Origin of the sequence: Streptomyces sp. NPDC127190 (assembly GCF_042672505.1) — a bacterium.
Taxonomy (GTDB): domain Bacteria; phylum Actinomycetota; class Actinomycetes; order Streptomycetales; family Streptomycetaceae; genus Streptomyces.
The window spans coordinates 274896-301757 of the sequence record NZ_JBHXVE010000007.1; the positions used below are offsets into that span (position 1 = coordinate 274896).

Below are 26862 nucleotides of genomic sequence, written 5' to 3' on the forward strand. Positions count from 1 at the left end.
GGCTTGTGCCGGTATCCGCCTGTCTCTGCCGACGGCGCCGGGGCTAGCATGATCGGGCTCATGGCGGGCGTCCTTGCCGTCGGTCCTCCACCGGGAAACCGGTCGGCCCGGTGTCGGCAGGGATATCTCGTCCAGTGTCTGACGTATCGGCCGGGTCATTGATTTCTAGGGTGTTGTGAGTGTCTTCGCGAATAGGCCGCGGGGTTGAGGCCGAGGGTTGGCGTCGGCCGCAGGCGGTGTTGTGGGCTGCGGCGGGCGTGCTGGTCCTCGGATTCCTCGTGGTGCTGGAGGTCGCCGCGGATCGATATGGAATCCCCGGGCCGCTCTCGAACCAGGCGCGGGAGGTGATATTTCCGCCTAAATCCGGCTTTCTTCTGTATGCGAGTCTGGCACTGACCATGGTCGTGCTCACCTGGCGGCAACGGCTCGTCTCGCTGGGTGCGGCGGTCGGCGTCGACGTGCTGATCGCGCTGGTACGGCTGGCGCTGGGCATCAAGGTGACCGACGGTCATCCGTTCGGCAACGGCGCACTGTGGGTGGTGCTGGCCTGGGCGGTGATCGCGATCACCCGCCGCTCCGGCCCGGAACGCGTCCTGCTCCTGAAAGGCGTCGGACTGGGCCTGCTGCTGGTGGCCGGCCGCAAGACCGGCGACACCTGGCTGCTGATCACCTCGAAAACCCGCCCGGAAGTCCTGGACCCTTATGTGGCGATGGCCGACCACGCGCTCGGCAACCCCTCATGGGTGATGGGCCGGATCGTGGCGGCGACCGGCCCGATCGGCACCCATCTCCTGAACTACGTCTACATCCAGCTCGCGGTGGCCGCGGTCGCGGTAGCGGCCTACCAACTGCGCGATGTGGCCGTCGAGCGCCGCTTCCCACGCCACCACCTGGTCCGTACGTTCCTCGCCATCGGCCTGATCGGACCGGCCGTCTACATGGTCTTCCCGGTGGTGGGTCCGGTGTTCGCGTACGGTCCGAGCGGCGGGCACTGGGCAGCGGCGGACGTGTGGCCGAATGTGCCGCCACCGGTCGGGGCCCCGCACGCCATCCTTTTCGACGGGATCACACCGCGCAACTGCATGCCCAGCCTGCACACGGCATGGGCCACCACCATCTTCATCCACTCCCGGAAAGGCCCGCGATTCCTCCGGTACGCGGGCACCTTCTGGCTGGTCGCCACCCTCGCCGCGACGCTCGGCTTCGGTTACCACTACGGCGCGGACCTGCTGGCCGGCGCGGTGTTCGCCCTCACGGTCGAGACAGCGCTGCGGTCGTCCGCGCAAGGGTGGGACCGGTCGGGAATCCAGCTGGTCGTCCACGGCGTGACGGTCTTCGCCGTGCTCCTGCTGTCGTACCGCTACCTGCCTCTCCACATGGCCCAGCAGCCCTGGCTGTTCGGCCCCCTGCTGCTCCTCGCCACGGCCTCGGTCATCTACGCCTACGTGCGCACCACTGGCCACTGGGAGACGAAGGTCCTCCCGGTACCCCGCCCCGAACCGCAGCCCGAACCCGTCTGAAGCCATGGCCTTCTCCGCACTTCATGTCCGCCCGGTACCTGATGAAGCAGACGCAGCATGTCCCAGACCGTCCCCTTACCTGTGTGAGGGCGCATGGCTCGGTATGCGCACCACGACCCAGCCGGCGGAGAAGCGGGACGTCAACCTCCGGGTGTGCTACCGCCGGCCCGTCCATCCGGTGCCCCGGCTGCGCGAAGCCGGACTGCTGCGCTTCGACGGCCATCCCATGGAGAGCCTCCTCGACGAACTCGTCGACAGGTTCCCCCTGTGATGGGGCATCGACGCCTCCCTCAGCGGCTCGGTCGACAAGCTCTGGCTCCTGTTCGACCACGGCATCCCGCTCGCCGATGCCCTGGCCCTGCCCCATATGCCGGAGGCGGCCCGCGCCGCCCAGGACCACTTCGACCGGGTCGGCATGGACCGGATCGGATTGATCGCCCTGAACTTCGCGCACCGCGCCCTCAACATCGGCGTGGCGAGGTTTCACTTCTCGACTGTTCGGGCTCCCCGCGAAGGCCGACGGCAGCGCGCGTGAAAACCTGGCGCGATGGATACGTTCGCGGCCCGGCTGGAGGGCGCAAGGGAGTGGTGGTCCGCCGCCATCGAGGAAGCACAGGAGGGCAGCTGGCTCCGTGACGCCGTGGAACGGCAGGTGATGGCGGACATCAGGACTGCCACCAACGCCCTGCACGGCGGCAGGCCGGCGCCGTTCACCGCGGACTCGTGGCACGTGCGCATCGGGCGGATCTCCAACTGGGCCGGGGTGCTCCGGCTGGCCGCCCGGGCGGGCGGATGGGAACTCCAGCCCGTCGTCGGCCGCAGCCCGGCACAGCCCGCCGGAATGGCCGAACTGCTTTCCGGAATCTACGCGATCGGCGAGCAGGGCGAGATATGGATGAGACAGCTCCTGAAAGGACGGTTCCCGGCGGAGAACGAGATCGCCCTGGCCGAGGGATTCCTGACCGGGCCGGGATCCGTGGAGGACCTTGAGCTGTTCTTCTACGACTGAGGGGCCCGGGTTCGTTTCTGCTGCCTGCGGTATCCGTCCAGGACGTCCTGGCGCAGCAGGAAACCGAACCCGGCGGACTCCAGCCGCAGCCCCAGCTGCGCCTCACCGATGCCGAGATCGGCTGCGGTGTCGGCCAGGTGCCAGTCGTGGGCGGCAAGCCTGCTCAGAAGGTGACCGCGACGAACCTGGTTCTCGGACAGGCGAAACGTCTTGAGGTAGGCGATCCGGCCGCTGTCGTCGGTGATGGCCTCACCGATGTGGTTCTCCTGCTTGGGGCGGAAGGCGGGCAGGAAGCGGGAGAGGGTGAAGCGTCCCATCCGGTAGACCGACTGCCAGGTGTAGGTGTGTTCCAGCAGGCCGGTCGCCATGGTGGTGTCGTGGAAGCGCGTCCAGGCATGTTCCTGCTCGGCAACCGCCGTGCGCAGGTCGGCCAGGGAGCGGATCTGCTGGTCGGGTATGCGGGCCCGGAAGTCCGGCACCGGCGGCATCAGCGTGGCGTAGTGGTGGATCAGTTCGCCGTACAGGTCCTTCAGGAGCGTCGGGTGAAGGGCACGGTAGTCGTCGGGATGCGGAACCACGAACGCGGCAGCGAGCGCGTCGGCGACGTAGACCATCACGCCACACTGGCCGGGGTGGATCTCGAAGATGCGCAGTGCGTCGGCGAGTCCCCGCACCTCGGCGCCCGTATAAGCCTCCTCGACGCGAGGAGAGAGCCCTTGGCGGACCGCACGCTGCGACCACTCCTCCCACGCGATGGTGGGTCCGCCGAAGTGCAGCGCCAGGTAGCCTTCCAGCGCCAGGTGCATGGGCAGGAACCGCAGCCGGTCCTTGGCCTGACGGCGGGCCATTCTGCGGTGGAGGCGCAGACCCATCGTGGCCGGGGGAGCCGTGTTCTCGTCGGCGGAGAGCTGGGTGCCGTAGGCGGCCGCCGGCGTGCCGTCATCGGTCCAGGTGGCGACGAAACCGTGCGGGACATAGGAGAGGTAGGCACGGCGCGGGCCGACCTCGACCAGCCCGGCCGCATCGTCGTAGAGCTGCGAGTGCAGACGCAGGTCGTCCATGGGTTCGTCACGCACGAGCGGCACCAGTCTGACGGCGTTCCAGACCTGGGACGGGCGGGTGGCCAGGCCGGTCAGGTCCAGTGTCGTCATCGCGCCCGCTCCCGCTCATGCTCGCTGATCATCCGGTCCACTCGGGTGTCCATGTAGGTTTTCAGTTCGGCCAGGCCAGTGCGGCCTTCCGCGAACTGGGCGAGTTCGACCAACGCGGGAAGATCCTCGGCGTCACGGATACCCGCGGTGGGCACCGTCGCGGACAGCCGGCGTACATCGAAGTCGGCGGCGTCATACACCGGGTTGAGATGGACGATGCTGGTGCGGCGCTCAGGGTCCAGCCGGGTCCGCCAGATGCGCAGCACCTCGGCGGCCAGGCCGGGAGGCGCGTTGTCCCATCCGTCGGAGACGATCACCAGCCTCGACGGGGCGGTGTCCAGCGCGTCGAGAATCCGCCGGCCGACCGGCGTCGGCCCGTACGGACGGGTCAGCAGCGCGTCGGTCCGCCCGGAGGTCCACAGCCCGGTGTAGTCGCCGGCCAGGGCCGCGAGCAGATAGTGGCAGGCCAGGGCCACGGCCAGCGGCCGACGCCGTTTGTGGGCCGACCCGAAGGAGGAAAAACTGTCATCCAGTACGGCGGTGACCTTGCCCCACCTCCCGCGGTGAACGCCGGCCACCCGGTCGGCGGCCGATTCCAGCGCGTGGGTCAACTCGGCACGCCGACGCCGGCGTTCCTCGACCGGCAGCGACAGCACATAGGTCGCCAGTCGGGTCAACGGCATCCCCGCCAGGTCCGCCTGCACACCTGTAGCCCCCCGTTTCTGCGCGGACTCCTGGAGCCGCAAGGTCTCCAGCCGGGTCATCCGCGGAGCTATCCGTTCCAGGAAGACATCGCGGGCAATGCCGTACTTGGCGGCGAAGCCCTCGGCGACCGTATAGGGCAGTTCGTACAGGGCTGCCTGCTCATAGTGCGCGCGGCGCCATGTCTCCAGGAGGGGTGTCGCATAGTGCGGGCGGGCCAGCGGCGCGAACAGGAATGTCCCCAGCTCTTCGGTGGCGGGGGCCAGGTGTGCATGGCGAAGGGCTCGCTTGAGGCCACTGCGGTACTTCACGGCGTCGAACGCCAGATCCGGGCGGGCGGACAGCCAGTCACGCATGATCGCGCGGCAGCGACGGTGGTTCACCCTGGCCCGGCGCAGGTCGTCGAACAGCCCGTAGACGCGTTGGGGCGGCAGCGTCGCAAGACGGGACGCGATCAGACGGCCCTCGCTGCGGCGCTGCTCGGCAGTGGCCTCGCCGCCGGTCTCCAGCAGCCGTCGGATGATCAGGACTGCGTTGTGGTCGTTGATGTCGAGCGCGAGGACCCCGGCGTACAGGTCGCGGTAGTTCCCCAGCATGTACGCATGGAGAAAGTCCAGGGACAGCTGCTGCTCGCCCGCGTCGCTGTGGAACTCACGCTGGCCGGTGGAGGTGATCGCCGCGTTGACGAAGAGCAGTACATCGTCGGCTGCCAGGAGGTCCCCGTACGAATCCATCCAGATCTTTCCCCCAGGAGTGCTGACGCCGGCCGGGGAATGGGGGCACGAACTGCGAATCATTGCTTTATAGGCAGGTTCCGGAAGTCGCACCGGAGTCCCGCGGCCGGCCCCAGGACCGTAACAGAGCAGGCCACAGGCCCTCCACTGACTTACGACGTGGGGAGCGACAGACGCGGGTCCTTGGCCGTGGTGTGCAGGCGGCAGTGCCATGCTGCTACTCCTCCAGCCCCGGTGGCAGACGCAGCCCGAAAAAGCCTTGGACCGTCAGATCCCTCTCGGCCATGATCCTCACGTGACCACCTACCTCGAGTCGGAGCGCCTGACCCTGCGTCCCTTCGCCGCCGCCGACGCGGACCTGTTGATCGAGCTGGACAGCGACCCGGCGGTGATGCGCTACCTGACCGGCGGCGCTCCGACCCCGCCGGAGGAGGTCCGTGACCTCGTCATCCCCGGCATCCTCGCCGGCTACGAGCGCTGGGATCACGACCTCGGCCTGTTCGCGGCGTACGAGAAGGACGGCGGCGCGTTCGTCGGCTGGTTCTGCCTGCGTCCGCTGCGCAGCGGCCCGCGTGAGGAGGCCGAACTCGGCTACCGCCTGCGCCAGGCGGCCTGGGGCCGGGGCTACGCCACCGAGGTCTCGCAGGCGCTGCTGACGAAGGGGTTCGCCGAGCTCGGCATCCGCATGGTCTGGGCCGAGACGATGACCGTGAACCGCCCTTCGCGTAACGTCATGGAGAAGCTCGGGATGACACTCGCGGAGAGCATCCCCACGCCGGACGACATGATGGCGGTCGAGGGTTCCGAGCACGGGGGTGTGCGGTACGAGATCACGAAGGAGCAGTGGGAGCGGCGGCAGGCGTAGGCGGCGCGAGGCGCGGTGCCCGTGGATGTGAAGTCATCAGCCCGCACGGCCTTGTCTCATCCTGCCCCATCGGGCATGTCCCGACAGCATCTCGCCGAACTCGTCGCTGAACTCGCCCGGCATGGCAGGCGCAGCAGGAGTCTGCGGTGCGGGAGCGGCGCGGCGGCGATCGCGCCGCGAGGCTGGTGCTGACCCGAAGCATCGTCTGGTGTTCGTCGACCGGGTGCTGGCCACGCTGGCACACCTACGACACGATCTTCCGCACTCGGCCCTGGCTGTGCTGTGAGGAGTGGACCGCTCCACGGTGTCCGTCGCGATCCGGCAGGTCCGGCCGCTGCCGGCGGCGCGTGGGTTCGCCGTGCCCGACCAGCCCGGCATCCGGCTGCGCACCATCGAGGACGTGTTCGCCTAGGCCGGGGCCGAGGACGTCGAGCTGCGCATCGACGGCACCGACGTGCAGGCCCGAAGTCCGGACGTCCGGGCCGCAAGGCGTTCGTGTCCGGCAAGCGCAAGCAGAACACCATCACGACCACTACGCTCAGCGACGGCCAGGGGCGCACCCTGTTCTGCGGGGTCGTGCGGCCAGGACGGATGCACGACCGGACCGCGGTGTGCACCGAGGGCATCGCCGAGCAGCTGCGCTGCCACCCCGGCGGCAAGGTGCATGTCGACGAGGGCGATCGAGGCCTGGCCAACCAGTTCCCGCAACAGGTCACCCCCCCCGCAAGCCGAAGAGGGACGCGCCCCTCGGCGCACAGCACGCCTGGCGGCACGAACGCCGAGCACAGTCCGCCGATCGGATCTGCGTGGAGCACGCCAACGCCGAGTACAAGCAATGGCGGTCCCCGCAGCGCTACACCGGCCGCCGCGAAGTTTTCGCCGAGACCCAAGCTTCCTATCGCTCCCTGAGCCGTTAGACATCTCAGGGGGCCAAGAAGTCAAGTCCGACGATCCTGTCCGCGTCGGAGGCCAGTCGGTATGAGCGGCCGAGACCGACTTCCTGCCGCGCTGTCCGGAGTCAACGAAGATGGCAGCATGACAGGGGAAGCGAGCGAGGTCGTTCTGAGCAAGCAGGATCTTCGTGCAGTCACCGCGTTCGCCGCGGCTTCTGCGGAGGTCGTGCTGGAGATATTCGAGGCTGATCAGCCGGACGACTCGCGGCCTAGAGATGCCATCGGTGCCGCGTGGGCATTCGCCCGGGGCGGCGAGCGCGGGAAATCTTTGCGCGACACAGCGTCGGCGGCACTCAAGGCAGCCAAGAGCGCCCACACTGCGGCTGCGCGCGAGGCAGCGTGGGCAGCGATGTCTGCGGCAGGCGCCGCCTACCTGCATCCGTTAGCCAAAGCCACCCAGGTCAAGCACATTCTGGGAGCCGGCGCTTACGCAGCCAGAGCGGCCGAACTCGTCGCCGACGACGACCGGAGCGTCGGTGCTGAACACCTTGAACGGACGGTGCGTCGTGCAACACCGGTCGTGGTTGACGTGCTCAAACGTTTCCCGACGGCGCCGGATGGCGGCGGACGGGTTGGCGAGTTGATCCGCATGCTGGACGCTGACCTTCGCTTACTCACCCTCACTGAGTAACTCTGAGCGCCCAGGTGGCGCAGCCTCAACGAGGGCCGCCAAGCGCTCACTGACTGAGCTTCTGCCCATCTCCTGAATTACGCGGACGCTGGGAGAAGTGGTGCGAAAGCTCGTTGTTCGTCGAAGTGTTGCCGGGTCTGGAGGCAGTGGTGGAGCTGGCCGAGGAAGCGGTTGAGCAGGTGACGCTGGGCGGCGTTGTGCCAGTCTCCGTGCTCGCGTCGGCGGCGGTAGTGGGCGTTGGCTCCGGGTGAGGCCTGGAGGGCTGAGAAGGCCCAGAGGAAGCCGGCGTGCATGAGCCGGTTGTTCTTGACGAAGCGGCGGCCGACGAGGCGTTTCTTGCCGGAAGCGCGGGTGATTGGGGCGGAACCGGCGTAGGACTTGAGCGCTCTCGCGTCGGCGAAGCGGCTCCGGTCGTCGCCGATCTCGGCGAGGACGCGGGCCGCGAGCAGGGGGCCGAGGCCAGGGAAGCTGAGCAGGATCTCGCTGTCGGCGTGCTGCTTGAAGGCGGCCTCGGCGGCTGCGGCCAGGTCGTCCGCGGCCTGGCAGGTGGCATCCAGCTGCTTGAGGAGGGCCAGAAGCTGCTGGCCGAACGCGTCCTTAACGGCCGGGAGCTGGCGGGCGTACTGGGAGCGGAAGATGTCCCGCAGGCGAGCGGTCTCGGTGTCGAAGGCACGGGTGCGGCCGCTGCGCTTGAGGGCGGCGCGCAGCTGGGCGAGGGTGAGTTGCGCCGCCCTGGCCGGGGTCGGGGCGAGTGCGAGGACCATCCGGGCGTCTGCCCTGGTCAGGCCGCCCTCCTTGCCCTGGAAGGCGTGCAGGGCGGCGGGGTAGTACTCGCGCAGCAGCGAGCGGACCTGGTTGGCGACCTGCTGGCGGCTCCAGACGGCGTCCTGCTGTGCGCGGGCCAGCACGGTGATGGCCTGGGCGAGTTCGCTGTCGGCGGGCAGGGGGCGGTGGGCGTGCATGTCGGTGCGCAGGATGTTCGCCAGGACCAGGGCATCACCGGGGTCGGACTTCTTGCGGCTGACGCCGTGGCGGTCGCGGTAGCGGGAGGCAGCGAGCGGGTTGATCGCGAAGACCTTGCGGCTGCCGGTGCGCAGGATGGCCACGAGCAAGCCCCGGCTGGTTTCGATGGCCACCGGTATGGGGGAGTCCGGGCTGTCGCCGTGTTCGGCCAGGAGGTCCAGGAGCTTGCTGTAGTCGGCCGCGTCATCGCTGATGCGGGCCTTGGCGAGCAGTGTGCCGGTGTCGTCAACAAGGGCGACGTCGTGGTGGCGCTCTGCCCAGTCGATGCCGCAGAACACAGTCAAGCTGTCCTCCCAGAGGCAGTCATTTATGCAGGTCACGAGCATATGCGGGTCACGCGGCGCCCTAATCCCAGGACTCGTCGGTCCGCCATCTCAGTAGCCGTTCGCGACACCAGCGCACCCCAGGGGCTCGATCTGTCTGCAGAGCTCACGGCTCGCGGATGGAACAAGAGGTCGACCCTGGGGTGGGCTCGCGCCGTGAGATCAACGTCCGGCCGGCCGCCGCGAGTTTCGCGGCGATCACGGAGACGCCGGGCTGTGCCGCTCTTGAAAGAGGCCTCAAAGGGCCCGGGGAAACGAAGGCATCAGCCCGGCGCCCGCGTCATCACCGCGAAGCACGGACGTTGGCGGACTCCGTGACGGTGGCGAAGGCGCCGGGCCTCGCCGCTCTAACGGGAGGCCTCGCGGGCCAGGCTGACTTCAGGCGTTGCCCGACACCCGCGTCACCGCACGGAACCCACCCGGGTGGACAGCGGCGCCAGTCTCAGAGCGGATCTCAAGGACCGGAGAGGGCCAAGGCGTACCGCTGTCCGTCGTAAGCCGTTCGCCGGGCCTTGCGGGCGCCGGTCCAAGCCGCTTACACCCTGGATTAGGCTGGCGCAGTATCGAGGTTGGGCAGCGGGGGCCGTAGCGGTCTCCCGCTGCCCGAACGTGGTCCGGTGAGGCTGGGGCGCGATGGATCAGGCCCGGGTCACCGGTGCCTGGAGTTCCGTCACCCAGCCGTCGCGGTCTTCCGGGCACTCCAGGTTGATCTCGCGGGGGTATCCGGTCGACTGGTAGCCGTTGGCGTCGATCCAGCGGGCCAGCGCCTGGGCGGTCGGGAGTACGGCGTCCATCGAACCGCGGTGCACGATGGTGGCTGCCTGGTCGAGGGACGGCAGGTCGAGGATCCGGAAGGTGCCGTCCTGGAGAGGGGCGGAGACCTGGACGGCGGCGTGGACGCTGATCCTGCCTCCGCCCTCCGGGGCGTCCTCGTAGTACGCGATGCCGGGGCCGGTGGGGGTGACACCCGCTGAGTCCAGGCACCGGAACAGCTCGTCGTAGAGCGGCCCGATGACCGGGCCGATGTCTTCGGGCTCGAAACTCGCGGCGGTTGCGGTCAGCTCCGCCACTCGGACGGAAGGGACGCTCTTGATGACGACGTCGTTCGTGGGCATGTGCCCCTCACTCTCGATCGCTCGGAGCCTCGCCTCGACCTGGACCAGCCGTGCTTCCGCGGCAGCCATCGCGGTCTCCAGTTCGGCCCGCCGCAGCCGCAGCATGCCGCGCAGTTCCTCGAGGGTGACCTTCTCGTCCACGATGTCGTGGACCTGCTGGAGGGTGAACCCGAGGTCCTTGAGCGCGATGATCCTGTTGAGGCGGGCGAGCTGGGCAGCGGTGTAGTAGCGATAGCCGCTGAAGGGGTCGACGTGAGCCGGGCGCAGCAGTCCGGTCGCGTCGTAGTGACGCAGCATCCGGACCGAGACGCGGCCATGCCGGGCGAAGTCTCCGATGGTGAACATGATGTCTCCGAGTTGACCGCCTGACACGGTGTGAGGGTCAACGCATTGAGCATGAAGGCGCTCTCCGCAGCAGAAACGGCTCGATCCGCGCCCACAGCTCACCAGGCACTGACCGGGGGAGGGAGCTTCAGCGTGCGCGTACTCCGTCGATGGCCAGGGTGAGGAGGCGGTCGGCCTCGCCTGGGCCGTCGGGATCACCCTCGGTGGCCAAAGCGATGGCGCCGACGAGTTTGAGCAGCTGGGCGATGGTGACGTCGGGGCGCACGGCATTCATGCGGCGGGCGCGGTCGAGCAGTTCGCCACCGGCACTGGTGATCATGGCGTGGCAGGTGCTTCCCAGCGTGGGGTCGCCGTCGTGGGCACCGTGCATGAGGGATGCTCCCAGACCCCGGTTGGCGACGGCGTGTGCGCCGACGGCGCGGAGCCAGGTGACGAGTGCGGCTCCGGGATCGGGCGCGGGCAGCAGGTCGTGGGCCTTGGCGCAGAGGGTCTCGACCCGGCCCTTGAAGACGGCTTCGAGGAGCAGCTGCCGGGAGGGAAAGTGACGGTGGAGTGTGGCTGAGCCGACGCCGGCGTGCCGGGCGATCTCCTCCAGCGAGGCGTCGGCGCCGTGCTCGGCGACCAGGCTCTCGGCGGCGGCCACGATCCGCTCGTAGTTGCGGCGTGCGTCGGCACGCATCGGCCTCGGAGCGGGGCCGGCTGCACTTTGGGGCACGGAAACTCCTGATGGCTTGCTAACTGGGGTGGCCCTCCATATCGTAGCGACCGATAAACGGAGGGCCACCCCATTTATGGGGGCGTGGCCCCTCGTCGGCGTGCGATACGGAGAGATGCATGGAACCGACAGGAAAGACCGTCGTCGTGGTGGGGGCGACCGGCCTTCAGGGCAGGGCCGTGACACATCGACTGCTCCTGGACGGCTGGCAGGTACGCGCGCTGACGCGGGACCCGTACGGGGCTCAGGCGACCGCGCTGCCGCAGGCGGGAGCGGAGGTGGTGCGGGCGCAGATGGAGGACGTCGACTCCCTGGCCGTCGCGGCCGAGGGCGCCTGGGGTCTGTTCAGCGTCCAGCCCACCGTCGGCTCGCCGGGCACCGCGCCGGACTTCACCGCCGAGGACGAGGTGCGCTGGGGTACGAACGTCGCCGAGGCCGCGCACGCCGCAGGCATCGGGCACTTCGTCTTCACGTCGGTCGCCGAAGCGGACCGGCACCTTGAGGAGAAGCTTCCGGTGAACCTGGTCAGCAAGTGGCGGATCGAGCAGCACATCGCCGCGCTCGGCCTGCCCGCGACGATCCTCAGGCCCGTGTCCTTCATGGAGAACTTCACCGGCGGATATGCGCTGCGGAACGGAAGCCTCTCCACCGGGCTCGCGCCGGAGGTCCCGCAGCAGTTCATGGCCGTCGACGATGTCGGCGCCGTCGCCGCGCTGGCGTTCGCCCGGCCGAAGGAGTGGATCGGCCGCAATGTCTCCCTGGCCGGAGACGAACTGACGCCAGCTCAGATCGCTGCGGCCATCGGGAAGGCGCTCGGCATGTCGCTGCCCTATGTTCAGGTCCCGATCGACGCGATCCGGGCCCTGAGCGAAGACTTCGCCTACGCCAACGAGTGGCTCAACACACTGGGCTACCGCGCCGACATTCCCGCCACCCGGAAGATCCACCCCGCCACGATGGACTTCGGCACCTGGCTGGAGCGCACCGGTGCGTCCCGGATCGCCGCGTTCCTGGACTCCACGCGCACCGCAGGGCAGGACGCGTGAGCGCCGGCCCCCACGGCCTCGGCCGCATCGGGATCTGGGCAGGGAACTTCGACCACCTTCCCGCATCCCCGCTCTGTAAGGCTGCCGCCGCGATCGAAGACCTCGGCTGCGGCACCCTGTGGTTCCCCGAGACCACGGGGCGGGAGGCGATGGCACAGGCCGCGATCCTCCTGTCTGCCACCCGGCACATGGTCGTGGCCGCCGGCATGACCGACATCTACGCCCGTGACCCGGTCACGGCCGCCGCCGCGCAGCGCACCCTGGACGAGGCATTCCCCGGACGGTTCCTGCTCAGCCTGTGGGACAGCCACCCCAGCCTCGCCGAGGACATCCGCGGCCACCGCTTCGGGCCGCCCCTGGCCACCATGCGCTCCTACCTCGACGCGCTGGACACCGCCCCGTTCGGGCCACCCGGCACGACCGCATCACCCCACCGCGTACTCGCGGCCCTGCGGTCCGACATGCTGGCCCTTGCCGCCGAACGCACCCGGGGCGCAACGGTGCTGGGCATGCCCGTCGAGTACACCCGCACCGCCAGGACCGTCCTGGGAGGCGATGCCCTGTTGGCCGTCACCCTGATGTGCGTGCTCGGCAACGACCATGCAGACACCTCAGAACTGGCCCGCACCGCGGCCGCGGCCGCCCTGCCGAACCGCCGCGGACTGCTGCGAGGACTTGGATACGAGGACCCGGACGCGCTCGACGACCGGCTGGTCGACGCACTGGTGGCCCACGGCAGTGCCGAGGACATCGCCCATCGCGTCCAACAGCACTTCGACGCCGGAGCCGACCACGTCAGCCTCCACCTCCTGACCCCGACACCGGGCATCGCCCCCATCCGCCAGTGGGAACACTTGGCCACCCACCTGCTGCCCTGACCGGATCCGTCCCACCGCGGCCCCACTCATCTGGGTATCAGTGCGGAGCCGCCGACTTAAGGATGTCCGCCGTCAAAACAACGAGTACTGAGCCGGAGTCAGGAGCGGTGATATAGGTGGTCCTCATATCCGGGGCGACAGCAACCCCAAAGGACGAGTTTCCTACGATGACGGGGTGGCCGGCCTTTTTCGTCGCGACGTCAATGACGTACAACTCGGCTGCCTCGTCCAGGGTGTCGCTCAATGAAAAGGCATAGCGTCCGTCCGGAGTGAACGTCACATCCGTCGCCGCGCAACCCACCACGATGGGCGGGTCGGAACTGACTGTGCCGGTCTCCGTTTCGACGATTTCGATGAGACACGATCCGTCTGTTGGCACGTAGGCGTGACGCCCATCCCTGGTGATCGCCACTGCTATCGGAGCGCCCTCCATTGACTCGGTGTGTCCGGTAAGCGTATTGCTGGCAGTGTCAATAATGGACAAGCTTTCACCCAAGCTGAGAGCGGCATAGGCGCGCTCTCCATTCGGAGTCAGGGCCACGCCTGCGGGAAATCCCGGCACGCTGATGCTGGTGATGACGTCGTGGGTGAGGAGATCGAGCACGCCCACTCTGTCCGGGGTCAGGGATACGTAGGCGTGCCGGCCGTCCGGCGTGATCGCTATCCCCCAGGGATTGTGGTCCAACGGGATAACCGTTTCCACCGCCCCGGCCATCGTGTCGACCACACTTATGGAGCGCGAATCGTGGTTGGCTACGTACAGGTGGAGTCCATCAGGTGAAACAGCCACGCCCTTCGGTCCTTGCCCCACAGGTATCGTGGCCAGGGCCGAATCGGACAGGACCATGACCACCACTCTGCCTCTCGTTGCTGTGCCCCGACTGCTTTCCGCATTGTGATCCATCTCGAAGGGTGGATCTCGGCGGAGCGTCTCGCAAGCGGTGCGGCTGGAAAGGGTGAAAGCCGTCAGCAGAGCCCGGTCATCGCATCGACGCCGTCCTTCGCCCTGCGGTCGTACCGGGACGTGCGGCACCACACCCTCGGGCAGCTTCCACCAGCGGTCAGGCCTGTGTCAGGAGAGGCGCAAGTCGATCCAGGGGATGGTGTCGCCCGGCAACAGGTATCGCTCGGTCTCTACGAACCCGTGTTTCAGCGCGAAGCGCAGTCCATCCTCGTTGGAAGAGAGGACGACCGTCTCGATCACCTCGGCGCCCAGCTTCCGGGCCCGGTCGAGCCCTCGCGCATAGAGTTCCTCGCCGATGCCCCGCCCACGGTGAGCAGGAAGCACGCGGGCGATCACGGTGGCCGTCAGGGTGTCACCTACCGGCGGGCGGACCGTGGTGCAGCCCACCAGCGCATCGCCCAGGTAGGCGACCTCGAGGTGATTGCGCCCAGCGCGTTCCCGTGCCTCGTCGAGAGACAGAACGTGGGTAGGAATGATCACGTTGTGGACGTACAGCCAGTCTCTGAGCACGTCCTCGTCGATCGGCTGCTGGAAACGAAGGTCAGACATCGGAACAGCAAACCCGAGTGCACCGCAAAGATCAACACAAGGCGAACCTGCGCAAGGGCAAGAACCTTCCCACGCCTGCAAGGCAGTACTGAGCGCTCCAGCAACGGGAGTTCACAAACCGGCTCGTCGTGAGCAACTCGCGAGAGCCGGCGGTGAGCTCAACTGGTCGAGATGCGTTGACAATTACTGTTGATCAGGGTCGCCGAGAGCCTGGCGCGCTTGGACTACTTCGCCCAGCGTTCCATGGCCGGAGCGGTGCCGATCAGGCACTCGACGTCGGTCGGGAAGCCGACGAGGGCGTAGGCGGTCAGGCACAAGTGACCTTCAAGGCAGACCGGGTTGTCCTGCCTCTCGCCGACGAGGATGAGTGGGGGAAACCGCTCGCCTGTGATGAACGCGTGGGCCGCGTCGACGAACGGCTCGTTGGGCACGTCGAACGCCCGTTGCCCTGCCCGGATGCGTGCGGACGAGGCGGCCGGCCGGCGGCTGCCACCCGATAGTTCGACCCAGTAGGAGTAGTCGAGGCAGCGAACGCTGGCCGCCTCGTCCGCGGACAGGAGTGCCCTGGTCCACGCGACGTGAGGGGGGGAAGTTCTCGAACAGGTCGCGGTTCTCGCCGTAGCCGCGTGTCGCAGCGAGGAGGGCCCGTCGTGCGAGGTTCGCTCCAGCGTCGGAGAGGTTCGGATGCGTCAGCAACTCCTCGGCCTGCCCGGCTGCCGCCAACCGGGGCCGGAGGTCCTGGCCGAACCTCCGGCTGGTCAGCTCGCTACTCCGGGCGCAGGCGACCATTTCCGCGTGCCCTGGTCGTCAACCACCGTTGACGCAAGCTCGATGTCAACCTAAATTGACATCATGAGTGAGGCAACCGAGCTCGCCGAGCGTGCCGGTGACCCTGATCCGCGGGTCGGACTGCGGGCCGTGGCCGCGCTGCGCCGACTGCTGGAGCAGCTGGAGGCGGTACAGGTGCGCAGTGCGCGAAACCAGGGCTGGTCGTGGCAGGAGATCGCCGCGGAGTTGAGTGTCAGCAGGCAGGCCGTGCACAAGAAGTACGGGAGGCGTTGATGTTCGAGCGGTTCACCAAGGATGCCCGGGCGGTGGTCGAGGGCGCGATCGACTACGCGAGGGAGGGCCGGGCGGGCACCGTCGGCGCCGAGCACCTGCTGCTCGCGCTCCTCGACCGCGAGGGGAGCCGGGCGTCCTTCGCGCTGTCCGCCCTGGGGCCGGCCGAATGCCGGGACGGGGTTCGCCGGGCCCTGCGGGAGACGGAGCGGCGCGCCGGTCTCACCCGGGCCGAGGCCGACGCGCTGGCGGGACTGGGCATCGACGTGGGGGAGGTCGTGGCGCGGGTGGAGGAGGCGCACGGCGCCGGAGCGATGTCCGGGGGCGCCGACGCTCACCGGGCGGGCGGACGCCTTCGGTCCGGGCGGCGGCCGGGTTTCGGCCAGGACGCGAAGGGCGTGCTGAAGAGCGCCCTGCGGGTAGCGGCCGCCCGGCGTGAGCGGCACCTCGGGGACGAGCACCTGCTGCTGGCGCTCACCGCGCGGCCGGGCACGGCAGGGGAAGCGCTGGCGGACAGCGGGGTGACGTTCGAGGGAGTGACGAGGGTGTGCCCACCGGGGCACTCCGCCGGGCTGCCCGGGAGGTAGGGATCACCACGACGGACACCTCGTTCTTGATGCGCAGTGTCAGGGCTCGTCCAGGACTGCGGCAAACGCCGCAGTCCGAAGGCCCACGCCGCAGTCCGAAGGACCCGGCAGGTGTCAGAACGCGCCGCCGTCGAAGTGTCCGCCGTCGTGGCCGCCGCTGTGGTGGCTCCCGCCTCCGTCGTGGTGCGGGGAGTGATGCCCGGCACCGTGGCTGCTTCCACCGCCGGGGTGGTGAGTGTGATGGTGGGTCGGCTGCGACGCCCCGCCGATGTCCTGGTCGGGGATTTGGCTGGGGATTGGGTGGGCGGCGCTGGATCCCGTGGACGCCGCCGTTGCCGCACCGTTCTCGTTCACCTTCACCTTCACCTTCCCCTTCCCATTCCCCTTCTCCTTCGGCGCCGGGCTGGGCGGGCGCGGAGCGGGGGGCGAGGACGGCTTCTGCCGGGCGACCGGGGCGGGAGACTTCGCAGGAGGCTTGTCCTGGAGCCATCCCTTGATCCCCTGCCAGGCCAAGCAACCCACGGATACCCAGAAGATGAGGGCGAACAGGCCTGCCATCAGGTGCACCTCCGATGCGTAGGCCGCCACTGTGAGAGTACATCACATCACTTTCGCCGGACCAGGTGCCCGAATGCTCAGGGGCCTCGCCCGGACCACTCATTGATCGGCTCGATACGCGCCCTAGTCGGGCGCGGGAAGGCGTTCTGGCGCGGTGTTGCTCACCTGCTCAAAGACGACCGAGGTACGAAAGCCGGTGATTTCGCTGCGCTTGCTGAGCCGGTCGGTCAGGAAGGGGTGCAGGTGGTCGAGGTTCTGCACCGCCACGTGAAGGAGGAAGTCGTCGCCTCCGGAGAGGACGAACACGCGGCTCCACACAGGTCGAGGGGGCGATGTCGAGCTGCCGGGCGATCACACCTGCCCACCTCCCGGCCACGGCGGACGTCCCCGCGCTGCTCGGACACATCGCCGGTGCCCTCGCCTCGGGCGGCCACCTCGTCGTCACCTACCGCGACCTCACCGCGGAGCTGCGCGGCACCGATCGCTTCATCCCGGTACGCAGCAGCGAACGACCAGCTGCGTCCACCGCGACACCGCCGACTCCAGGGGCATGCGGATCCTGCACGCCGTAAAGCCCTGACTGCTCGGCGACGCGGGGCGCGCTCCAGGGGCGGACCTGCCCGCGACGGGCGGAAGCGCTCGTGGAAGTATGCCGCCGGCGGGGTGGTGCTGAGCCCCTCGGACGAATCACAGGAGAGGTCATTCACGTGGGGGACATGTCGGCCGAGTGGCGCCGTATCCAGCAGTCACCTCCTCCCGAGCTCGTGGCGGAAGCCGCTGCGAACCCCGGGGGGTCGGTTGCGGTGATCGACTCTGACCTTGTCGGCGACCCCAACGGCTACGTTCCGGGGGAAGCCGTCCGGGGTGTCTGGGTGGTCGGCGAGGACGGGAAGCTGACCGGTGAGTTCGTGGAGAATCCGAACTTCGGCCCGCCCAAGGACGACTTCGCCAAACTCGTCGATTCCCAGCACTGGCTGGGCTGGCTCGGCGAACAGCCTGCTGTTGCCGTGCGCGACTCCATCGCGGGGATCCTGGCCGACCAGGTCGCCGGAGCGGATCTGGAGTGGATCAAGATCCTCGATGTGCCGCGCTACCTCACCGCCGGCCGCCCCCGACCGGACGACGCGAGCCGCCTGGTCGTCACCCGGGCCGGCATCGCCCTCTCCTTCGCGCTCGGCGTGACCAGCCCCGGACGCGAACGGGAGATCCTCCAGGGCGTGTTCTCCTGGGTCGCCGTCGGCCTCGACCGGCCCGGGGAACGCAAGGACCGGGTCTGGTTCGACCTACGAGCCGACCTGGACTGGGCCGAGACGCAACTCCGCGAACGGATCTACCGCGTCGGCCAGGACTGAGCTTCCGGCACCGCTTGAAGCCGCCCAGTCTGCCGCACCCTCGGGGGAGACCGAGGCCGTCGAGAGGTTGGGGGCTCGTGGGTATCGCCGGCGTCAATGTTCTGGCTGGGTTGCGTACAGCCGCCCTCCGTCGCCGCCTCAGCCGGTGGCTCGACCGTCACCTGGCCACCGGCGATCCTCAGGCCCTGCTCGCAGCCCGGGCGGAACGCCTGACCGCGGCCGTGGCGGACCGTGCTCGAACTCGGCCAGCGGACACGGCGGTTGGATCCGAAGGCCGTGACCGAACCGGTGGTCGCGCCGACCGGGCCGTCCGCCACAGGCTCGGTAGTCTGCCGGGCATGGACATTCATGATCTTCCGGTGGCGGAGTTCGCCTTCCCCGGACCATTGCGGGACCAGTTGGTCGCCGCGATCCTGTCCGGTGCCAAGACCACCACCTCGGCGCTGGTGCTGGAATACGAGCGAGAGAACGAGCCGTTGCCCACGGTCGGCCAGCGGCTGGCCGTGGTCGACTCCGAAGGGCTGCGGGTCGCGGTGATCGAAATGACCGAGGTGCGGGTGGTCCGACTCGCCGACATCGACCTACAGCATGCTCTCGACGAGGGCGAAGGCGACACATCGGTGGCCGAGTGGCGGGCCGGGCACGAAGCGTTCTGGCACAGCGCGGAGGTGCGAGAGGAACTGGGCGACCCCGGATTCACCGTCGACGACGACACCCAGGTGCTGGCCCAGCGCTTCCGGCTGGTGCACACGGTCCAGGGCTCGTCCGGCTGATCACGGGCCGAGCCGGGCCGGACCGAGGTGGGGGCCGTCCGGTGCCCATATCGTGTTGACCACCGTCGGCAGGCACTGCTGGAGTCGGCACGTGAACAGCATCCCCGCCAACCGGCGGTTCTGGAACCAGATCAGCAGCGCCTACCAGCGCAAGCACGACCCGCACATCGGCGCCGCACCCCGGCTGTGGGGCATGTACTCCATCCCTGACGCGCACCTGCACGCCCTGGGCGACGTCACCGGCAAGCGCGTCCTCGAACTCGGCTGCGGCGCCGGCCAGTGGTCCAGGGCCCTCGCCGCCGAGGGCGCCACCGTGGTCGGGTTCGACCTGTCCGAAACGCAACTCGCCGCAGCGGCCCGCGCGATGGGAGCGGCCCGCTACCCGCTCGTGCAAGGCGCAGCCGAACAACTCCCGTTCGCCGCCGACAGCTTCGACCTGGTGTTCTGCGACTTCGGTGGGCTCAGCTGGGCGCCCCCGCACCTGGCCGTCCCGCAGGCCGCACGCGTCCTGCGTCGAGGCGGGCGCCTGGTGTTCAACGTCGCCAGCCCATGGTTCGAAGCCTGCTACGACGAAGCCGCCGGCCGCGTGAGCACGACGCTGCAGAAGGACTACTTCGGGCTGAACACCATCGCCGAAGAAGACGGCGGCGCGACCAGCTATCAGCTCACCTACGGCGACTGGGTCAGGGTTCTTCGCGGCGCGGGTCTCGTCATCGACGACCTCATCGAGCCGCGGCCCGAACCCGGAACACCCAACGGCTACAACGAAACCGACCCACCTGACTGGGCACACCGCTGGCCGGCGGAACTGCTCTGGGTAACCCACAAACCGTAGGTTCCGCCGCGCCGAGACATGAAGGAGCCGCCCGCCGGGCAGGCGCGGGTGACGGTCTCGTGGAAGACGTAGGCGCGTTTGCCGAAGCGTGCGGCCACGGCCCGGAAGATCTTCAACGCGTTGATCGTCCGCCCCACTTCGTTCCTCGAGCTGCTCGGGCAGTTCGCGGGCGCTCGCGGCGTCCGGGACACGGCGGATCGTCTCCGGGGCGACCCGGCGGCGGCGGACGCGGCCTTGGCGGCGGCTTCGCCGTATGAACTGCGGAATCAGGCTCATTCAGAGGACGCGAGTGCCCGTGGCCCCCAGATGGACGAGGTAGGCGGCGCCGCCTGTGCGAAGCATGTCGTACGCCAGGCCCGCCCGGTCAGGCGGGAGGCACGAGGACCTGTCTGCGTCGCCAGAAGGGACTGGTGGGCCAGCGTCGCTCCCAGGAGTGGACGGCGCGGTGGCCGAGCAGATAGGTGTCGAAGGTCTCCTGGAGCTGCGCGGTGTAGCGGGCGAGGGCGTGCGGTTCGCCGTCGAGGTGGGCGTGCACCGTCCGGCCGGCGCAGGTTCCGGTGTAGAGCGCGGTGAGGACGCCCTGGGAGGAGACCGGGTCGTACGCGGCCGCCGCGTCGCCGACGGCAATCCACCCGTCGCCGACCACCGGGTCCAGCCGAGCGGTGTGGGCGGCGCAGCGCAGCGGCAGGTGGCCGGGACGGGCCGGGCGGTCGAGGGCGCGCGCGGCGGTGTGGACGGTGGCGGCGAGCCGGCTGAGGAACACCTCGGGGACGGTGAGGTCGGGCGGGGTGAGATCGGTGTCGGTGAAGAAGGTGACAAGGCGGCCGGTGGGGTGGCACGGGGCGGTGTACCACCATCCGTCGGGTGCGGACTCGACCAGGGACAGGTGCTCGGTGTCCCGAGGATCGTCGGCGAGTTGGAGGTGGACGGCGAGGAGCCGGTCGTAGCGGTGGCGCAGGGCTCCGCAGCGCACGGCGACGCGGGCGCGCCGGCCGGTGGCGTCGACCAGCCACCGGCAGCGCAGCGTCCGGTGTACACCGGCGGCCGTCAGCGTCACCCGCCAGCCGCCGTCGGGATCGCGTGCGGGGCGTCCCACGGTGGTGTGCTCGGCGACCTGGGCGCCGTGGGCCAGGGCACGGGAACGGAGCAGGCGGTCGAAGGCGGGCCGGTCAAGGTGCCAGCCATGTCCGTGGGGGTCGTTGATGAAGTGGACCTGCCGCGGATCGGACGAACCCCAGGCGGAGACGGTGCCCTGGCACACACGGTGGTCGCGGTCCAGTGTGCCGGGCTCGACACCGAGGTCGCGCAGCAGCATCCGGGCGGCGGGCACGAGGGACTCACCCGATTTCGGCGGCCCGGTGCCCGCATCGGCGAGCAGGACGCTGCGCCCTGCGGCGGCCAGTGTGATGGCCGCGGCGGCACCGGAGGGACCGCCGCCGGCGATCACTGCTTCGTAGCACCTGCCGTCGGCGGGTACGGCGGTCACCTGCTCTCCCGGAACGGGTCGACCTTGTCGACGTAGCCGGCCGAGATCTCCTCCTCCTCGAAGCGCGTCCGGCGAACGACCTCACGCGTGGCCCGCTCGGCCGCGGTGGGCGCCGCGGGTGCGACGAGGCCGGCTTCGGGGACGTGGACGTTGACCAGGTTCCTGCGGTCGCTGACCGGGGGGAAGGCGGGGGTGGACTCCACCAGGATGCTGACCGGGAACTTGTCGTCCTTGGCGGCGTATGTGTGTGTCTCGACGATGCCGAACCCGGCCCACCCCTTGACCATGTCGTGGTACGCCTGGGGCTTCGCCGGATGGAGGAAGCGCAGCCAGACCGCGCGACGGGCGAAGGCCTGCTCCCGCTCGTCGTCGCTGTTGCCGGGGTCGTTGACGGTGGCGAAGTCCTCCTGCTTGAGCACGTGGTTGGGCACCCGGGCGGGCCAGAAGGTCGGCAGGTACGGGCTGTAGCGGGGGCCGATATTGGCCGCGAGTTCGTAGCCCGAGCGGCAGCTCGCGGTGTCGGTCTGCCAGGGCAGCCCCATCCAGCGGGTCAGGTCGCCCGGTCCCTGGGCGTACAGCGGGCCGTTGGAAGCCAGCGCCTTGTCGGGCGTGAGCAGGGCGCCGTAGTCCGGGTCGTGGCCGTCGGTGCGGTGCAGGATGCGGAAGGGCTCCTGGTACAACGTGCGGTGGCGGATGGGCCAGGTGACCTCGCAGCCCGGGTGGAAGGCGTCGGCGAGGCAGGATTCCAGCATCGCCCGGTCGAGGAGCCCGGGCTGTAGGGCGACGGGCGCTCGGTCGAGGTCGGGGTGCGGAGTGTAGGGCGTGGTGTCGAAGTCCCCGTTCACCCACATCTGTAGCAGCGCGTCCTGGGTTGGGGTGATCACGTTGTGCTGGCGCACCGAGCTGGGGTGGGTGGACATGGCGTCGCCGTACAACCACGGCCAGGGCAGGGGTGACATGCCATCACGGTCGTAGTTGCGCATGTGGTAATAGACGCGCTGGCGGAGGTCCTGGTACTGGGGTTTGTTGCTGCCGAGCGTGGCCAGGGCCTGGGGGGAGGAGAAGTCGTTGGCGGCACCCCAGCCGTACTCGGCCGCGAAGCCCTCGTTGACCCACTGGAGGCCGGTGAACCGCAGCAGCAGAGGTTTGATGTGCTCGTCGAAGGTCAGCGGGTCGGGCAGGGGGATCTCCTGGTTCCTGACGAACAGGTCGTACAGCAGGTCGTAGAGCGTCACGATGCCTCTGACGTCCGGCGCATAGTTCGGCGGTGCGACCACGACCCAGGCCGGTGCCGCCGTGTAGACCTGGTCCCCGAGCGTGACCTCGGCGGTGACCGGGCCGTCAGAAGTGTCGTCGTACCAGCCGTCGTTGTTGCCGAACGAGGTCAACTCGGTCGGAGGATCGGTGAAGGAGGCGGAGGTCCCCCGGCCACCCAGCACCTTGAGCCTGCCCGCCTCGTCGGTCCGCAACTCGCCCAGGTACACACCGACACCGTTGACGGCCCCCTCGAAGGGCTTGCCGATCTGACCGAGGCCGGAGATCGACTGCGCGGGCGGGGTGTTCTTCAGGCGGCTTCGATCGGCTGTGGCGGCGTTGCGGCGCCCGAACTGGGCGACCGGCAGGTTCCGGGCCTCGGGTATGTCCAGCGCGAGGGAGAAGGCGTACCAGGCCGCCTTCTTGTTCGCGAGCGAGACGGTCCACGTCACGCCGGCGCCGTCGTCCCCGTGCTTGATCTCCCGCAGGACATTGCCGTCGGAGTCGTACCCGTACACGCGGAACCGGGCCGCCTGCCTCTTGATCGCGGAGACGCTGTCCTTCGAGAAGCCCGGCTCCCTCGGCGGCTCGTCCGGGCTCTCGGGGCCGAGGAACACCCCCTCGCCGTTGCCGACCCGCGCGATACCGATCGCGGGATGGATCTTCACATACGCGATGTCCGACATGGGTGCGCTCCAGCTGATCTTGCCGAACCACCGGCAAACCGCGGCACCGGGCACCACGCCTCACGGGCAACCGGGCCCGGCCCGGAACCGCCGGTGGCTTGGATGGGAAAGGCGCCCCGGGCACAAGGGCGGACAGCATCTGCACACAGGGGCCGCGGGAACGGACACAAGGCCTCGGAGGCGCTCGCCCACACCGAAAGAGTGTGAGGAAGACCACTCACCACGATAGGCAGGTCTGCGGCCCGGCCGCACATCGAGGATCACCCCCTGACCCGGCGGCTTGTGGGTGCGTGCGCCCGCGTCGGACGCGTGGTTGCGGCATGGCCGGGTGCGGTGGGTGACCGGCCGGGTGCAGGTTCAGGGCTGCCCGGTGACGCACCTAGGATTGCAAGGGTGACGGCAAGAAGCAGTGACATCGAGAAGGCAGCCGGCGTGCTGCGCGCAGGCGGCCTGGTGGCTCTCCCGACCGAGACCGTGTACGGACTGGGCGCCAACGCCGAGGACCCCGCCGCTGTCTCGCGCATCTTCCAGGTCAAGGGGCGGCCGCCTTCCCACCCGCTGATCGTGCACATCTGCGGGGCGGAGCACCTGGACGACTGGGTCGAGGGCGTACCTGCCACGGCCCGCCTGCTGGCCGAACACTTCTGGCCGGGCCCCCTCACGCTGGTCCTGCGGCGTGGTCGCCGGGTGCCCCTCGAAGCGACCGGTGGTCTGGAGACGGTGGCCGTGCGCGTGCCCGACCACCCCGTGGCGCTCGAGCTGCTGTCGGCCTTCGGCGGTGGTGTCACGGCCCCGTCCGCCAACCGCTTCGGTTCGGTGAGCCCCACGACCGCGGACCATGTCCGTGCGGAGCTGGGTGACGCCGTCGACTTCGTGCTGGACGGCGGCCCCTGCGAGGTCGGTGTCGAGTCGACCATCGTGGACGCCACGGGCGAGGTCCCGGCCATCCTGCGGCCCGGCGGGGTGACGCGCGAGGACCTCGAAGCGGTGCTGGGGCGCCCGCTCGCGGTCCCTGCGACCAGCCGGGTCCGGGTCCCGGGCCAGCATCCGTCGCACTACGCACCGGACGCGCGGGTCGTCCTGGTCGAGCCGGAGAAGGTCGTCGCCGAGGCGGCGCTGGCGCAGGAGCTGGGGCACCGGGTGGGCGTCTTTCTTCCCGCGTCCTTCGCCGACGCTGAGGTGAAGGCGCACGCGGTGGTGCACGTCCCCCGTTCGATGGCCGCCTATGCGCGGGGGCTGTACGGGTATCTGCGTGAACTCGACCAGCAGGGGTGCGACCTCATCGTCGCGTCACTGCCGGAGGAGGAAGGGCTGGGACTGGCAATCGCCAACCGGCTCCGCCGCGCCGCAGGCCCCCGGCCCACCGTCTGACCAGCGCCGAAGCCGCTCCTTAGTGCTCCCGGATGCGGAGGCCTGGCGGATGCGTGGCGGATTCCGCTGCGCTTCCGCCGGTCCGGCAGGCCGGGTACAGCTGCGCCCGCCTTACCCCGCGCCGGCGTCGCCGAGCCCGGATGGCGGCCGCCTCCCAGCAGGCATACGCCACCGAGCAGGCATACGCCGTCCAGCCGGCGGAGCTGCGGGCGATGGTCCGACGGCGCCGGGGCGCCTTCGAGGACCTACTCCGGCGGAGTCTGAGCGGAGATCTCGCAGCCACCACCGGATGGGCTGCAATGACGAAGGGGCGCACGCACCTTCCCCGTTCCCGGGTGACCCTGGGGCCGCCTGGGTTCAGCACTGGCTCGACGACCTCTAGGGGCCCTGCACGGCACGCTCCTGAGCAGGACCCCGGGATTCCGGTGGGTCTTGATCACCGGCCGGAGCGGCGGCACGCAGCGCCGCCTCGACCCGGCGGTTGCTGGTCATGGTCGCGGTGACGATGGTCATGGTGAGGAGGAGGCCGGCGGCGGTGTAGAGCGGGGTACGCACGTCGTAGGTGGTGGCCAGCCAGCCGCTGAGGAAGGCGCCGAACGGGGCGGCGCACATGGCGAGCATCCGGGAGGTGGAGGCGACCCGGCCCATCAGATGGGCGGGAACGATCGCCTGCCGGAGGGAGGGGCCGAGCACCATCGTGGCGCCCATGCCCGCGCCGCAGACGGCGAGCGCGAGGCTGGCGACGTACGGGTCCGGGGCGGCGGCAAGGCCCAGGACGGCGAGTCCCTCGACGGCGGCCGTGCAGGTCAGCGCGGTGCCGGTGCCGAGTCGCCGGCCGAGGAAGGAGGCGATGCCTGCGCCGAGCAGGCCGCCGGTGGCCTCTGCCGTCAGGAGCAGGCCGAAGCCGAAGGTGTGGATGCCGAGACGCTCGTGCGCGAAGAGGGCGAGTACGGTTTCCACGGCGAGGAAGGCGATGTTCCCGACCGCCGGTCGCAGCGCGAGCCCGAGCAGCAACCGGTCCCGGAAGACGTACGAGGCTCCGGCCCGCGCCTGCCGCAGCAGCGACTCACGGGCCTGCGGTACGGGCCGGGGCGCAGCGGGCAGCGACCGTACGAGCAGTGCGGAGAGCGCGAACGAGACCGCGTCGGCGAGCAGCGGAACGGCCCGCCCGATCGCGAGCAGGGCACTGCCGGCGGGCGGCCCGGCGAACCCGGACGCGGCGGTCTGGGAGCCGCGCAGGCGGGAGTTGGCGCGTTCCAGGAGCGCGGGGTCGCGGCCGAGCAGATCCGGCAGGTAGGCCGTGGCGGCGGTGTCGAAGAAGAGTCCGCCGAGGCCGAGGAGGAAGGCTACGGCCGCGAGCAGGGGAATGCTCAGCACGTCCAGCCCGGCCGCTGCCGCGGGTATCGCGAGCAGCACCGCACGCGCCGCATCCGTGACCCACATCGTGCGCCGACGGTCCCAGCGGTCCACCAGCGCACCACCGAGCACCCCGAAGAGCAGCCACGGCAGCGTTCCGGCGGCCGTGACGACGGCGAGCGCCATCGGGTCCCGCGTCAACGTCAAGGCGAGCAGCGGCAGCGCGGCATGGGACACCCCGTCACCGAGGGAGGACACCGTCTGCGCAGTCCACAGCCGTCCGAACCCGGTCGGCAGCTTCCGAAGGGCTGAAGTCACTTGTCGTCCCCTTCGGTCTGGCCGCCAGATGCCGGGTGGAACAGTGCGAAGACGAGCGACGCGTCCGGCAGCGACGGATCGGACAGCTCCCGGTACTCGTCCGCCAGTGCCTCCAGTCGTGCCCCCAGCTCCGCGAACTGCTCGTCGGTGAGCCGCAGATGCGCCATCCGCACATACCGCTCGCCGTCCACCGGGGCTGCTTCCAGGTCGGCCACCGCATGCCGCATCAGCACATCCGGGCCTCCCTCGCCCGGATCCGGCAGCACGATCGCCCGCGCGGCCATGGCGTAGTACCGCTCGGTGACACCCCTGACCTTCCGCGTCCGTACGACCTTCACCAGGCCGGCCCGTTCGAGTAGCCGTACGTGGTAGCTGGAACTGCCCTTCGCAAGGCCCACGCGCTCGGCGATCTGCGTGATCGTCGCGGGCTCGAAGCGGAGCACGGCCATGATCCGGTGGCGCGTGAGATTGGAAACGGCGCGTAGCTGCTCGTCAGTGGTGACGTGGAACGTCTCGGGAAGGTCATCGGTAGGCATGGACCCCAATGGTCAACACTTCTTGACCATTGCGCAAGGGAGTTTCGTTTCCGGCTTCCCGGATCGGCTGTCGAGCCCGTGCGAGCCCTCCGACAGCACCCTGGCGCGGGGGGGCCGGGGGTGCGGCCGCGGGGTGCGCGAGGCATGCCTCCCTGGCGTCCACTCGAG

At 69.5% G+C, this 26862-nt stretch carries 30 protein-coding genes; 17 read left to right on the plus strand and 13 right to left on the minus strand.

Features of this window, described 5'->3' with window-relative positions:
* The first annotated feature begins 236 nt into the window (after positions 1-236).
* The 4 genes from ACFVIU_RS14480 to ACFVIU_RS14495 all read left to right on the plus strand — a co-directional run bounded on the left by ACFVIU_RS14480 (position 237) and on the right by ACFVIU_RS14495 (position 2529).
* Entirely contained in the window at positions 237-1520 is a 1284-nt protein-coding gene (locus ACFVIU_RS14480; protein WP_385842800.1) for a phosphatase PAP2 family protein, read from the plus strand.
* Between the two features lie 103 nt (positions 1521-1623).
* A complete protein-coding gene (locus tag ACFVIU_RS14485; protein WP_385842742.1) occupies positions 1624-1791 on the plus strand; it encodes a hypothetical protein in 168 nt (55 codons plus the stop codon).
* 6 nt (positions 1792-1797) lie between these two features.
* Positions 1798-2055 carry an aromatic prenyltransferase gene (locus tag ACFVIU_RS14490; protein ID WP_385842801.1) on the plus strand — a complete coding sequence of 86 codons (258 nt, stop codon included), beginning with the start codon at positions 1798-1800 and terminating at the stop codon, positions 2053-2055.
* A gap of 12 nt (positions 2056-2067) precedes the next feature.
* On the plus strand, positions 2068-2529 hold the full coding sequence (locus ACFVIU_RS14495) for a hypothetical protein (RefSeq protein ID WP_385842743.1): 462 nt from the start codon (positions 2068-2070) through the stop codon (positions 2527-2529).
* On the opposite strand, the gene ACFVIU_RS14500 is transcribed toward ACFVIU_RS14495, so the two are convergent.
* Both ACFVIU_RS14500 and ACFVIU_RS14505 read right to left on the minus strand, forming a co-directional pair.
* Positions 2520-3680 carry a hypothetical protein gene (locus ACFVIU_RS14500; RefSeq protein ID WP_385842745.1) on the minus strand — a complete coding sequence of 387 codons (1161 nt, stop codon included), beginning with the start codon at positions 3678-3680 and terminating at the stop codon, positions 2520-2522. The genes ACFVIU_RS14495 and ACFVIU_RS14500 overlap by 10 nt on opposite strands.
* Positions 3677-5116 (minus strand): hypothetical protein, encoded by a 1440-nt coding sequence (locus ACFVIU_RS14505; RefSeq protein WP_385842746.1) that lies wholly within the window; start codon positions 5114-5116, stop codon positions 3677-3679. The genes ACFVIU_RS14500 and ACFVIU_RS14505 overlap by 4 nt, the downstream gene beginning before the upstream one ends.
* Before the next feature lie 295 nt (positions 5117-5411).
* Here ACFVIU_RS14505 and ACFVIU_RS14510 point away from each other — a divergent pair, with 295 nt between their 5' ends.
* The 4 genes from ACFVIU_RS14510 to ACFVIU_RS14525 all read left to right on the plus strand — a co-directional run bounded on the left by ACFVIU_RS14510 (position 5412) and on the right by ACFVIU_RS14525 (position 7565).
* Positions 5412-5981, plus strand: coding sequence for a GNAT family N-acetyltransferase (locus ACFVIU_RS14510; protein ID WP_385842747.1), 570 nt, complete (start codon positions 5412-5414; stop codon positions 5979-5981).
* Positions 5982-6270: 289 nt separating this feature from the next.
* Complete coding sequence (locus ACFVIU_RS14515) at positions 6271-6393, plus strand: hypothetical protein (RefSeq protein WP_385842748.1); 123 nt, start codon at positions 6271-6273, stop codon at positions 6391-6393.
* Positions 6394-6476: 83 nt separating this feature from the next.
* A complete protein-coding gene (locus tag ACFVIU_RS14520; RefSeq protein ID WP_385842749.1) occupies positions 6477-6890 on the plus strand; it encodes a transposase family protein in 414 nt (137 codons plus the stop codon).
* Between the two features lie 126 nt (positions 6891-7016).
* Positions 7017-7565, plus strand: a complete 549-nt coding sequence (locus tag ACFVIU_RS14525; protein ID WP_385842802.1) for a putative immunity protein — start codon at positions 7017-7019, stop codon at positions 7563-7565.
* Between the two features lie 77 nt (positions 7566-7642).
* On the opposite strand, the gene ACFVIU_RS14530 is transcribed toward ACFVIU_RS14525, so the two are convergent.
* From ACFVIU_RS14530 to ACFVIU_RS14540, 3 genes are all read right to left on the minus strand, one after another.
* The gene (locus tag ACFVIU_RS14530; RefSeq protein ID WP_385842751.1) at positions 7643-8914 is read right to left on the minus strand and encodes an IS110 family transposase; all 1272 of its coding nucleotides are present in this window, start codon (positions 8912-8914) and stop codon (positions 7643-7645) included.
* A 635-nt stretch (positions 8915-9549) separates the two neighbouring features.
* Positions 9550-10371 carry a MerR family transcriptional regulator gene (locus ACFVIU_RS14535; RefSeq protein ID WP_385842752.1) on the minus strand — a complete coding sequence of 274 codons (822 nt, stop codon included), beginning with the start codon at positions 10369-10371 and terminating at the stop codon, positions 9550-9552.
* Between the two features lie 127 nt (positions 10372-10498).
* The gene (locus ACFVIU_RS14540; protein ID WP_385842754.1) at positions 10499-11050 is read right to left on the minus strand and encodes a TetR/AcrR family transcriptional regulator; all 552 of its coding nucleotides are present in this window, start codon (positions 11048-11050) and stop codon (positions 10499-10501) included.
* A 155-nt stretch (positions 11051-11205) separates the two neighbouring features.
* Here ACFVIU_RS14540 and ACFVIU_RS14545 point away from each other — a divergent pair, with 155 nt between their 5' ends.
* Positions 11206-12132, plus strand: coding sequence for an NmrA/HSCARG family protein (locus ACFVIU_RS14545; RefSeq protein ID WP_385842755.1), 927 nt, complete (start codon positions 11206-11208; stop codon positions 12130-12132).
* On the plus strand, positions 12129-13010 hold the full coding sequence (locus tag ACFVIU_RS14550) for a TIGR03620 family F420-dependent LLM class oxidoreductase (protein ID WP_385842756.1): 882 nt from the start codon (positions 12129-12131) through the stop codon (positions 13008-13010). Before ACFVIU_RS14545 ends, ACFVIU_RS14550 begins: the two co-directional genes overlap by 4 nt.
* Before the next feature lie 37 nt (positions 13011-13047).
* Here the strand turns inward: ACFVIU_RS14550 and ACFVIU_RS14555 are convergent, their stop codons facing one another.
* From ACFVIU_RS14555 to ACFVIU_RS14565, 3 genes are all read right to left on the minus strand, one after another.
* Positions 13048-13857, minus strand: coding sequence for a hypothetical protein (locus ACFVIU_RS14555; protein ID WP_385842757.1), 810 nt, complete (start codon positions 13855-13857; stop codon positions 13048-13050).
* A gap of 225 nt (positions 13858-14082) precedes the next feature.
* A complete protein-coding gene (locus ACFVIU_RS14560; protein WP_385842758.1) occupies positions 14083-14523 on the minus strand; it encodes a GNAT family N-acetyltransferase in 441 nt (146 codons plus the stop codon).
* Positions 14524-14747: 224 nt separating this feature from the next.
* Positions 14748-14954, minus strand: coding sequence for a hypothetical protein (locus ACFVIU_RS14565; protein ID WP_385842759.1), 207 nt, complete (start codon positions 14952-14954; stop codon positions 14748-14750).
* Between the two features lie 421 nt (positions 14955-15375).
* On the opposite strand from ACFVIU_RS14565, the gene ACFVIU_RS14570 reads away from it, so the two are divergent.
* Positions 15376-15585 (plus strand): helix-turn-helix domain-containing protein, encoded by a 210-nt coding sequence (locus tag ACFVIU_RS14570; protein ID WP_385842761.1) that lies wholly within the window; start codon positions 15376-15378, stop codon positions 15583-15585.
* On the plus strand, positions 15585-16169 hold the full coding sequence (locus tag ACFVIU_RS14575) for a Clp protease N-terminal domain-containing protein (RefSeq protein ID WP_385842762.1): 585 nt from the start codon (positions 15585-15587) through the stop codon (positions 16167-16169). Before ACFVIU_RS14570 ends, ACFVIU_RS14575 begins: the two co-directional genes overlap by 1 nt.
* A 681-nt stretch (positions 16170-16850) precedes the next feature.
* Here the strand turns inward: ACFVIU_RS14575 and ACFVIU_RS14580 are convergent.
* Positions 16851-17033 carry an Lrp/AsnC ligand binding domain-containing protein gene (locus ACFVIU_RS14580; protein ID WP_385842763.1) on the minus strand — a complete coding sequence of 61 codons (183 nt, stop codon included), beginning with the start codon at positions 17031-17033 and terminating at the stop codon, positions 16851-16853.
* 26 nt (positions 17034-17059) lie between these two features.
* On the opposite strand from ACFVIU_RS14580, the gene ACFVIU_RS14585 reads away from it, so the two are divergent.
* The 4 genes from ACFVIU_RS14585 (at position 17060) to ACFVIU_RS14600 (ending at position 19687) form a co-directional block, all read left to right on the plus strand.
* A complete protein-coding gene (locus ACFVIU_RS14585; protein ID WP_385842764.1) occupies positions 17060-17299 on the plus strand; it encodes a hypothetical protein in 240 nt (79 codons plus the stop codon).
* A 231-nt stretch (positions 17300-17530) separates the two neighbouring features.
* Positions 17531-18079 carry a hypothetical protein gene (locus ACFVIU_RS14590; RefSeq protein ID WP_385842765.1) on the plus strand — a complete coding sequence of 183 codons (549 nt, stop codon included), beginning with the start codon at positions 17531-17533 and terminating at the stop codon, positions 18077-18079.
* Positions 18080-18417: 338 nt separating this feature from the next.
* Positions 18418-18852, plus strand: coding sequence for an ASCH domain-containing protein (locus ACFVIU_RS14595; RefSeq protein WP_385842766.1), 435 nt, complete (start codon positions 18418-18420; stop codon positions 18850-18852).
* 91 nt (positions 18853-18943) lie between these two features.
* A complete protein-coding gene (locus ACFVIU_RS14600; protein ID WP_385842767.1) occupies positions 18944-19687 on the plus strand; it encodes a class I SAM-dependent methyltransferase in 744 nt (247 codons plus the stop codon).
* A 364-nt stretch (positions 19688-20051) separates the two neighbouring features.
* Here ACFVIU_RS14600 and ACFVIU_RS14605 read toward each other — a convergent pair whose 3' ends face one another.
* Both ACFVIU_RS14605 and ACFVIU_RS14610 read right to left on the minus strand, forming a co-directional pair.
* The gene (locus tag ACFVIU_RS14605) at positions 20052-21173 is read right to left on the minus strand and encodes a tryptophan 7-halogenase (RefSeq protein ID WP_385842769.1); all 1122 of its coding nucleotides are present in this window, start codon (positions 21171-21173) and stop codon (positions 20052-20054) included.
* Positions 21170-23113, minus strand: coding sequence for a LodA/GoxA family CTQ-dependent oxidase (locus tag ACFVIU_RS14610; protein WP_385842770.1), 1944 nt, complete (start codon positions 23111-23113; stop codon positions 21170-21172). Before ACFVIU_RS14610 ends, ACFVIU_RS14605 begins: the two co-directional genes overlap by 4 nt.
* Positions 23114-23506: 393 nt before the next feature.
* On the opposite strand from ACFVIU_RS14610, the gene ACFVIU_RS14615 reads away from it, so the two are divergent.
* Positions 23507-24484, plus strand: coding sequence for an L-threonylcarbamoyladenylate synthase (locus tag ACFVIU_RS14615; RefSeq protein ID WP_385842771.1), 978 nt, complete (start codon positions 23507-23509; stop codon positions 24482-24484).
* 378 nt (positions 24485-24862) lie between these two features.
* Here the strand turns inward: ACFVIU_RS14615 and ACFVIU_RS14620 are convergent, their stop codons facing one another.
* Entirely contained in the window at positions 24863-26158 is a 1296-nt protein-coding gene (locus tag ACFVIU_RS14620) for an MFS transporter (RefSeq protein ID WP_385842772.1), read from the minus strand.
* Positions 26155-26694 (minus strand): ArsR/SmtB family transcription factor, encoded by a 540-nt coding sequence (locus ACFVIU_RS14625; RefSeq protein ID WP_385842773.1) that lies wholly within the window; start codon positions 26692-26694, stop codon positions 26155-26157. Before ACFVIU_RS14625 ends, ACFVIU_RS14620 begins: the two co-directional genes overlap by 4 nt.
* Between the last annotated feature and the right edge of the window lie 168 nt (positions 26695-26862).

What these genes read in the sequence shown, in the direction of transcription:
- ACFVIU_RS14595 (WP_385842766.1), top strand. Translation starts at nt 18,418, where the DNA reads ATGGACATTCATGATCTTCCGGTGGCGGAGTTCGCCTTCCCCGGACCA.
- ACFVIU_RS14535 (WP_385842752.1), bottom strand. Translation starts at nt 10,371, where the DNA reads ATGTTCACCATCGGAGACTTCGCCCGGCATGGCCGCGTCTCGGTCCGG.
- ACFVIU_RS14555 (WP_385842757.1), bottom strand. Translation starts at nt 13,857, where the DNA reads ATGGTCCTGTCCGATTCGGCCCTGGCCACGATACCTGTGGGGCAAGGA.
- ACFVIU_RS14625 (WP_385842773.1), bottom strand. Translation starts at nt 26,694, where the DNA reads ATGCCTACCGATGACCTTCCCGAGACGTTCCACGTCACCACTGACGAG.
- ACFVIU_RS14575 (WP_385842762.1), top strand. Translation starts at nt 15,585, where the DNA reads ATGTTCGAGCGGTTCACCAAGGATGCCCGGGCGGTGGTCGAGGGCGCG.
- ACFVIU_RS14485 (WP_385842742.1), top strand. Translation starts at nt 1,624, where the DNA reads ATGCGCACCACGACCCAGCCGGCGGAGAAGCGGGACGTCAACCTCCGG.
- ACFVIU_RS14530 (WP_385842751.1), bottom strand. Translation starts at nt 8,914, where the DNA reads ATGCTCGTGACCTGCATAAATGACTGCCTCTGGGAGGACAGCTTGACT.
- ACFVIU_RS14610 (WP_385842770.1), bottom strand. Translation starts at nt 23,113, where the DNA reads ATGTCGGACATCGCGTATGTGAAGATCCATCCCGCGATCGGTATCGCG.
- ACFVIU_RS14585 (WP_385842764.1), top strand. Translation starts at nt 17,060, where the DNA reads ATGTCGAGCTGCCGGGCGATCACACCTGCCCACCTCCCGGCCACGGCG.
- ACFVIU_RS14560 (WP_385842758.1), bottom strand. Translation starts at nt 14,523, where the DNA reads ATGTCTGACCTTCGTTTCCAGCAGCCGATCGACGAGGACGTGCTCAGA.
- ACFVIU_RS14500 (WP_385842745.1), bottom strand. Translation starts at nt 3,680, where the DNA reads ATGACGACACTGGACCTGACCGGCCTGGCCACCCGCCCGTCCCAGGTC.
- ACFVIU_RS14525 (WP_385842802.1), top strand. Translation starts at nt 7,017, where the DNA reads ATGACAGGGGAAGCGAGCGAGGTCGTTCTGAGCAAGCAGGATCTTCGT.
- ACFVIU_RS14505 (WP_385842746.1), bottom strand. Translation starts at nt 5,116, where the DNA reads ATGGATTCGTACGGGGACCTCCTGGCAGCCGACGATGTACTGCTCTTC.
- ACFVIU_RS14545 (WP_385842755.1), top strand. Translation starts at nt 11,206, where the DNA reads ATGGAACCGACAGGAAAGACCGTCGTCGTGGTGGGGGCGACCGGCCTT.
- ACFVIU_RS14495 (WP_385842743.1), top strand. Translation starts at nt 2,068, where the DNA reads ATGGATACGTTCGCGGCCCGGCTGGAGGGCGCAAGGGAGTGGTGGTCC.
- ACFVIU_RS14540 (WP_385842754.1), bottom strand. Translation starts at nt 11,050, where the DNA reads ATGCGTGCCGACGCACGCCGCAACTACGAGCGGATCGTGGCCGCCGCC.
- ACFVIU_RS14570 (WP_385842761.1), top strand. Translation starts at nt 15,376, where the DNA reads ATGAGTGAGGCAACCGAGCTCGCCGAGCGTGCCGGTGACCCTGATCCG.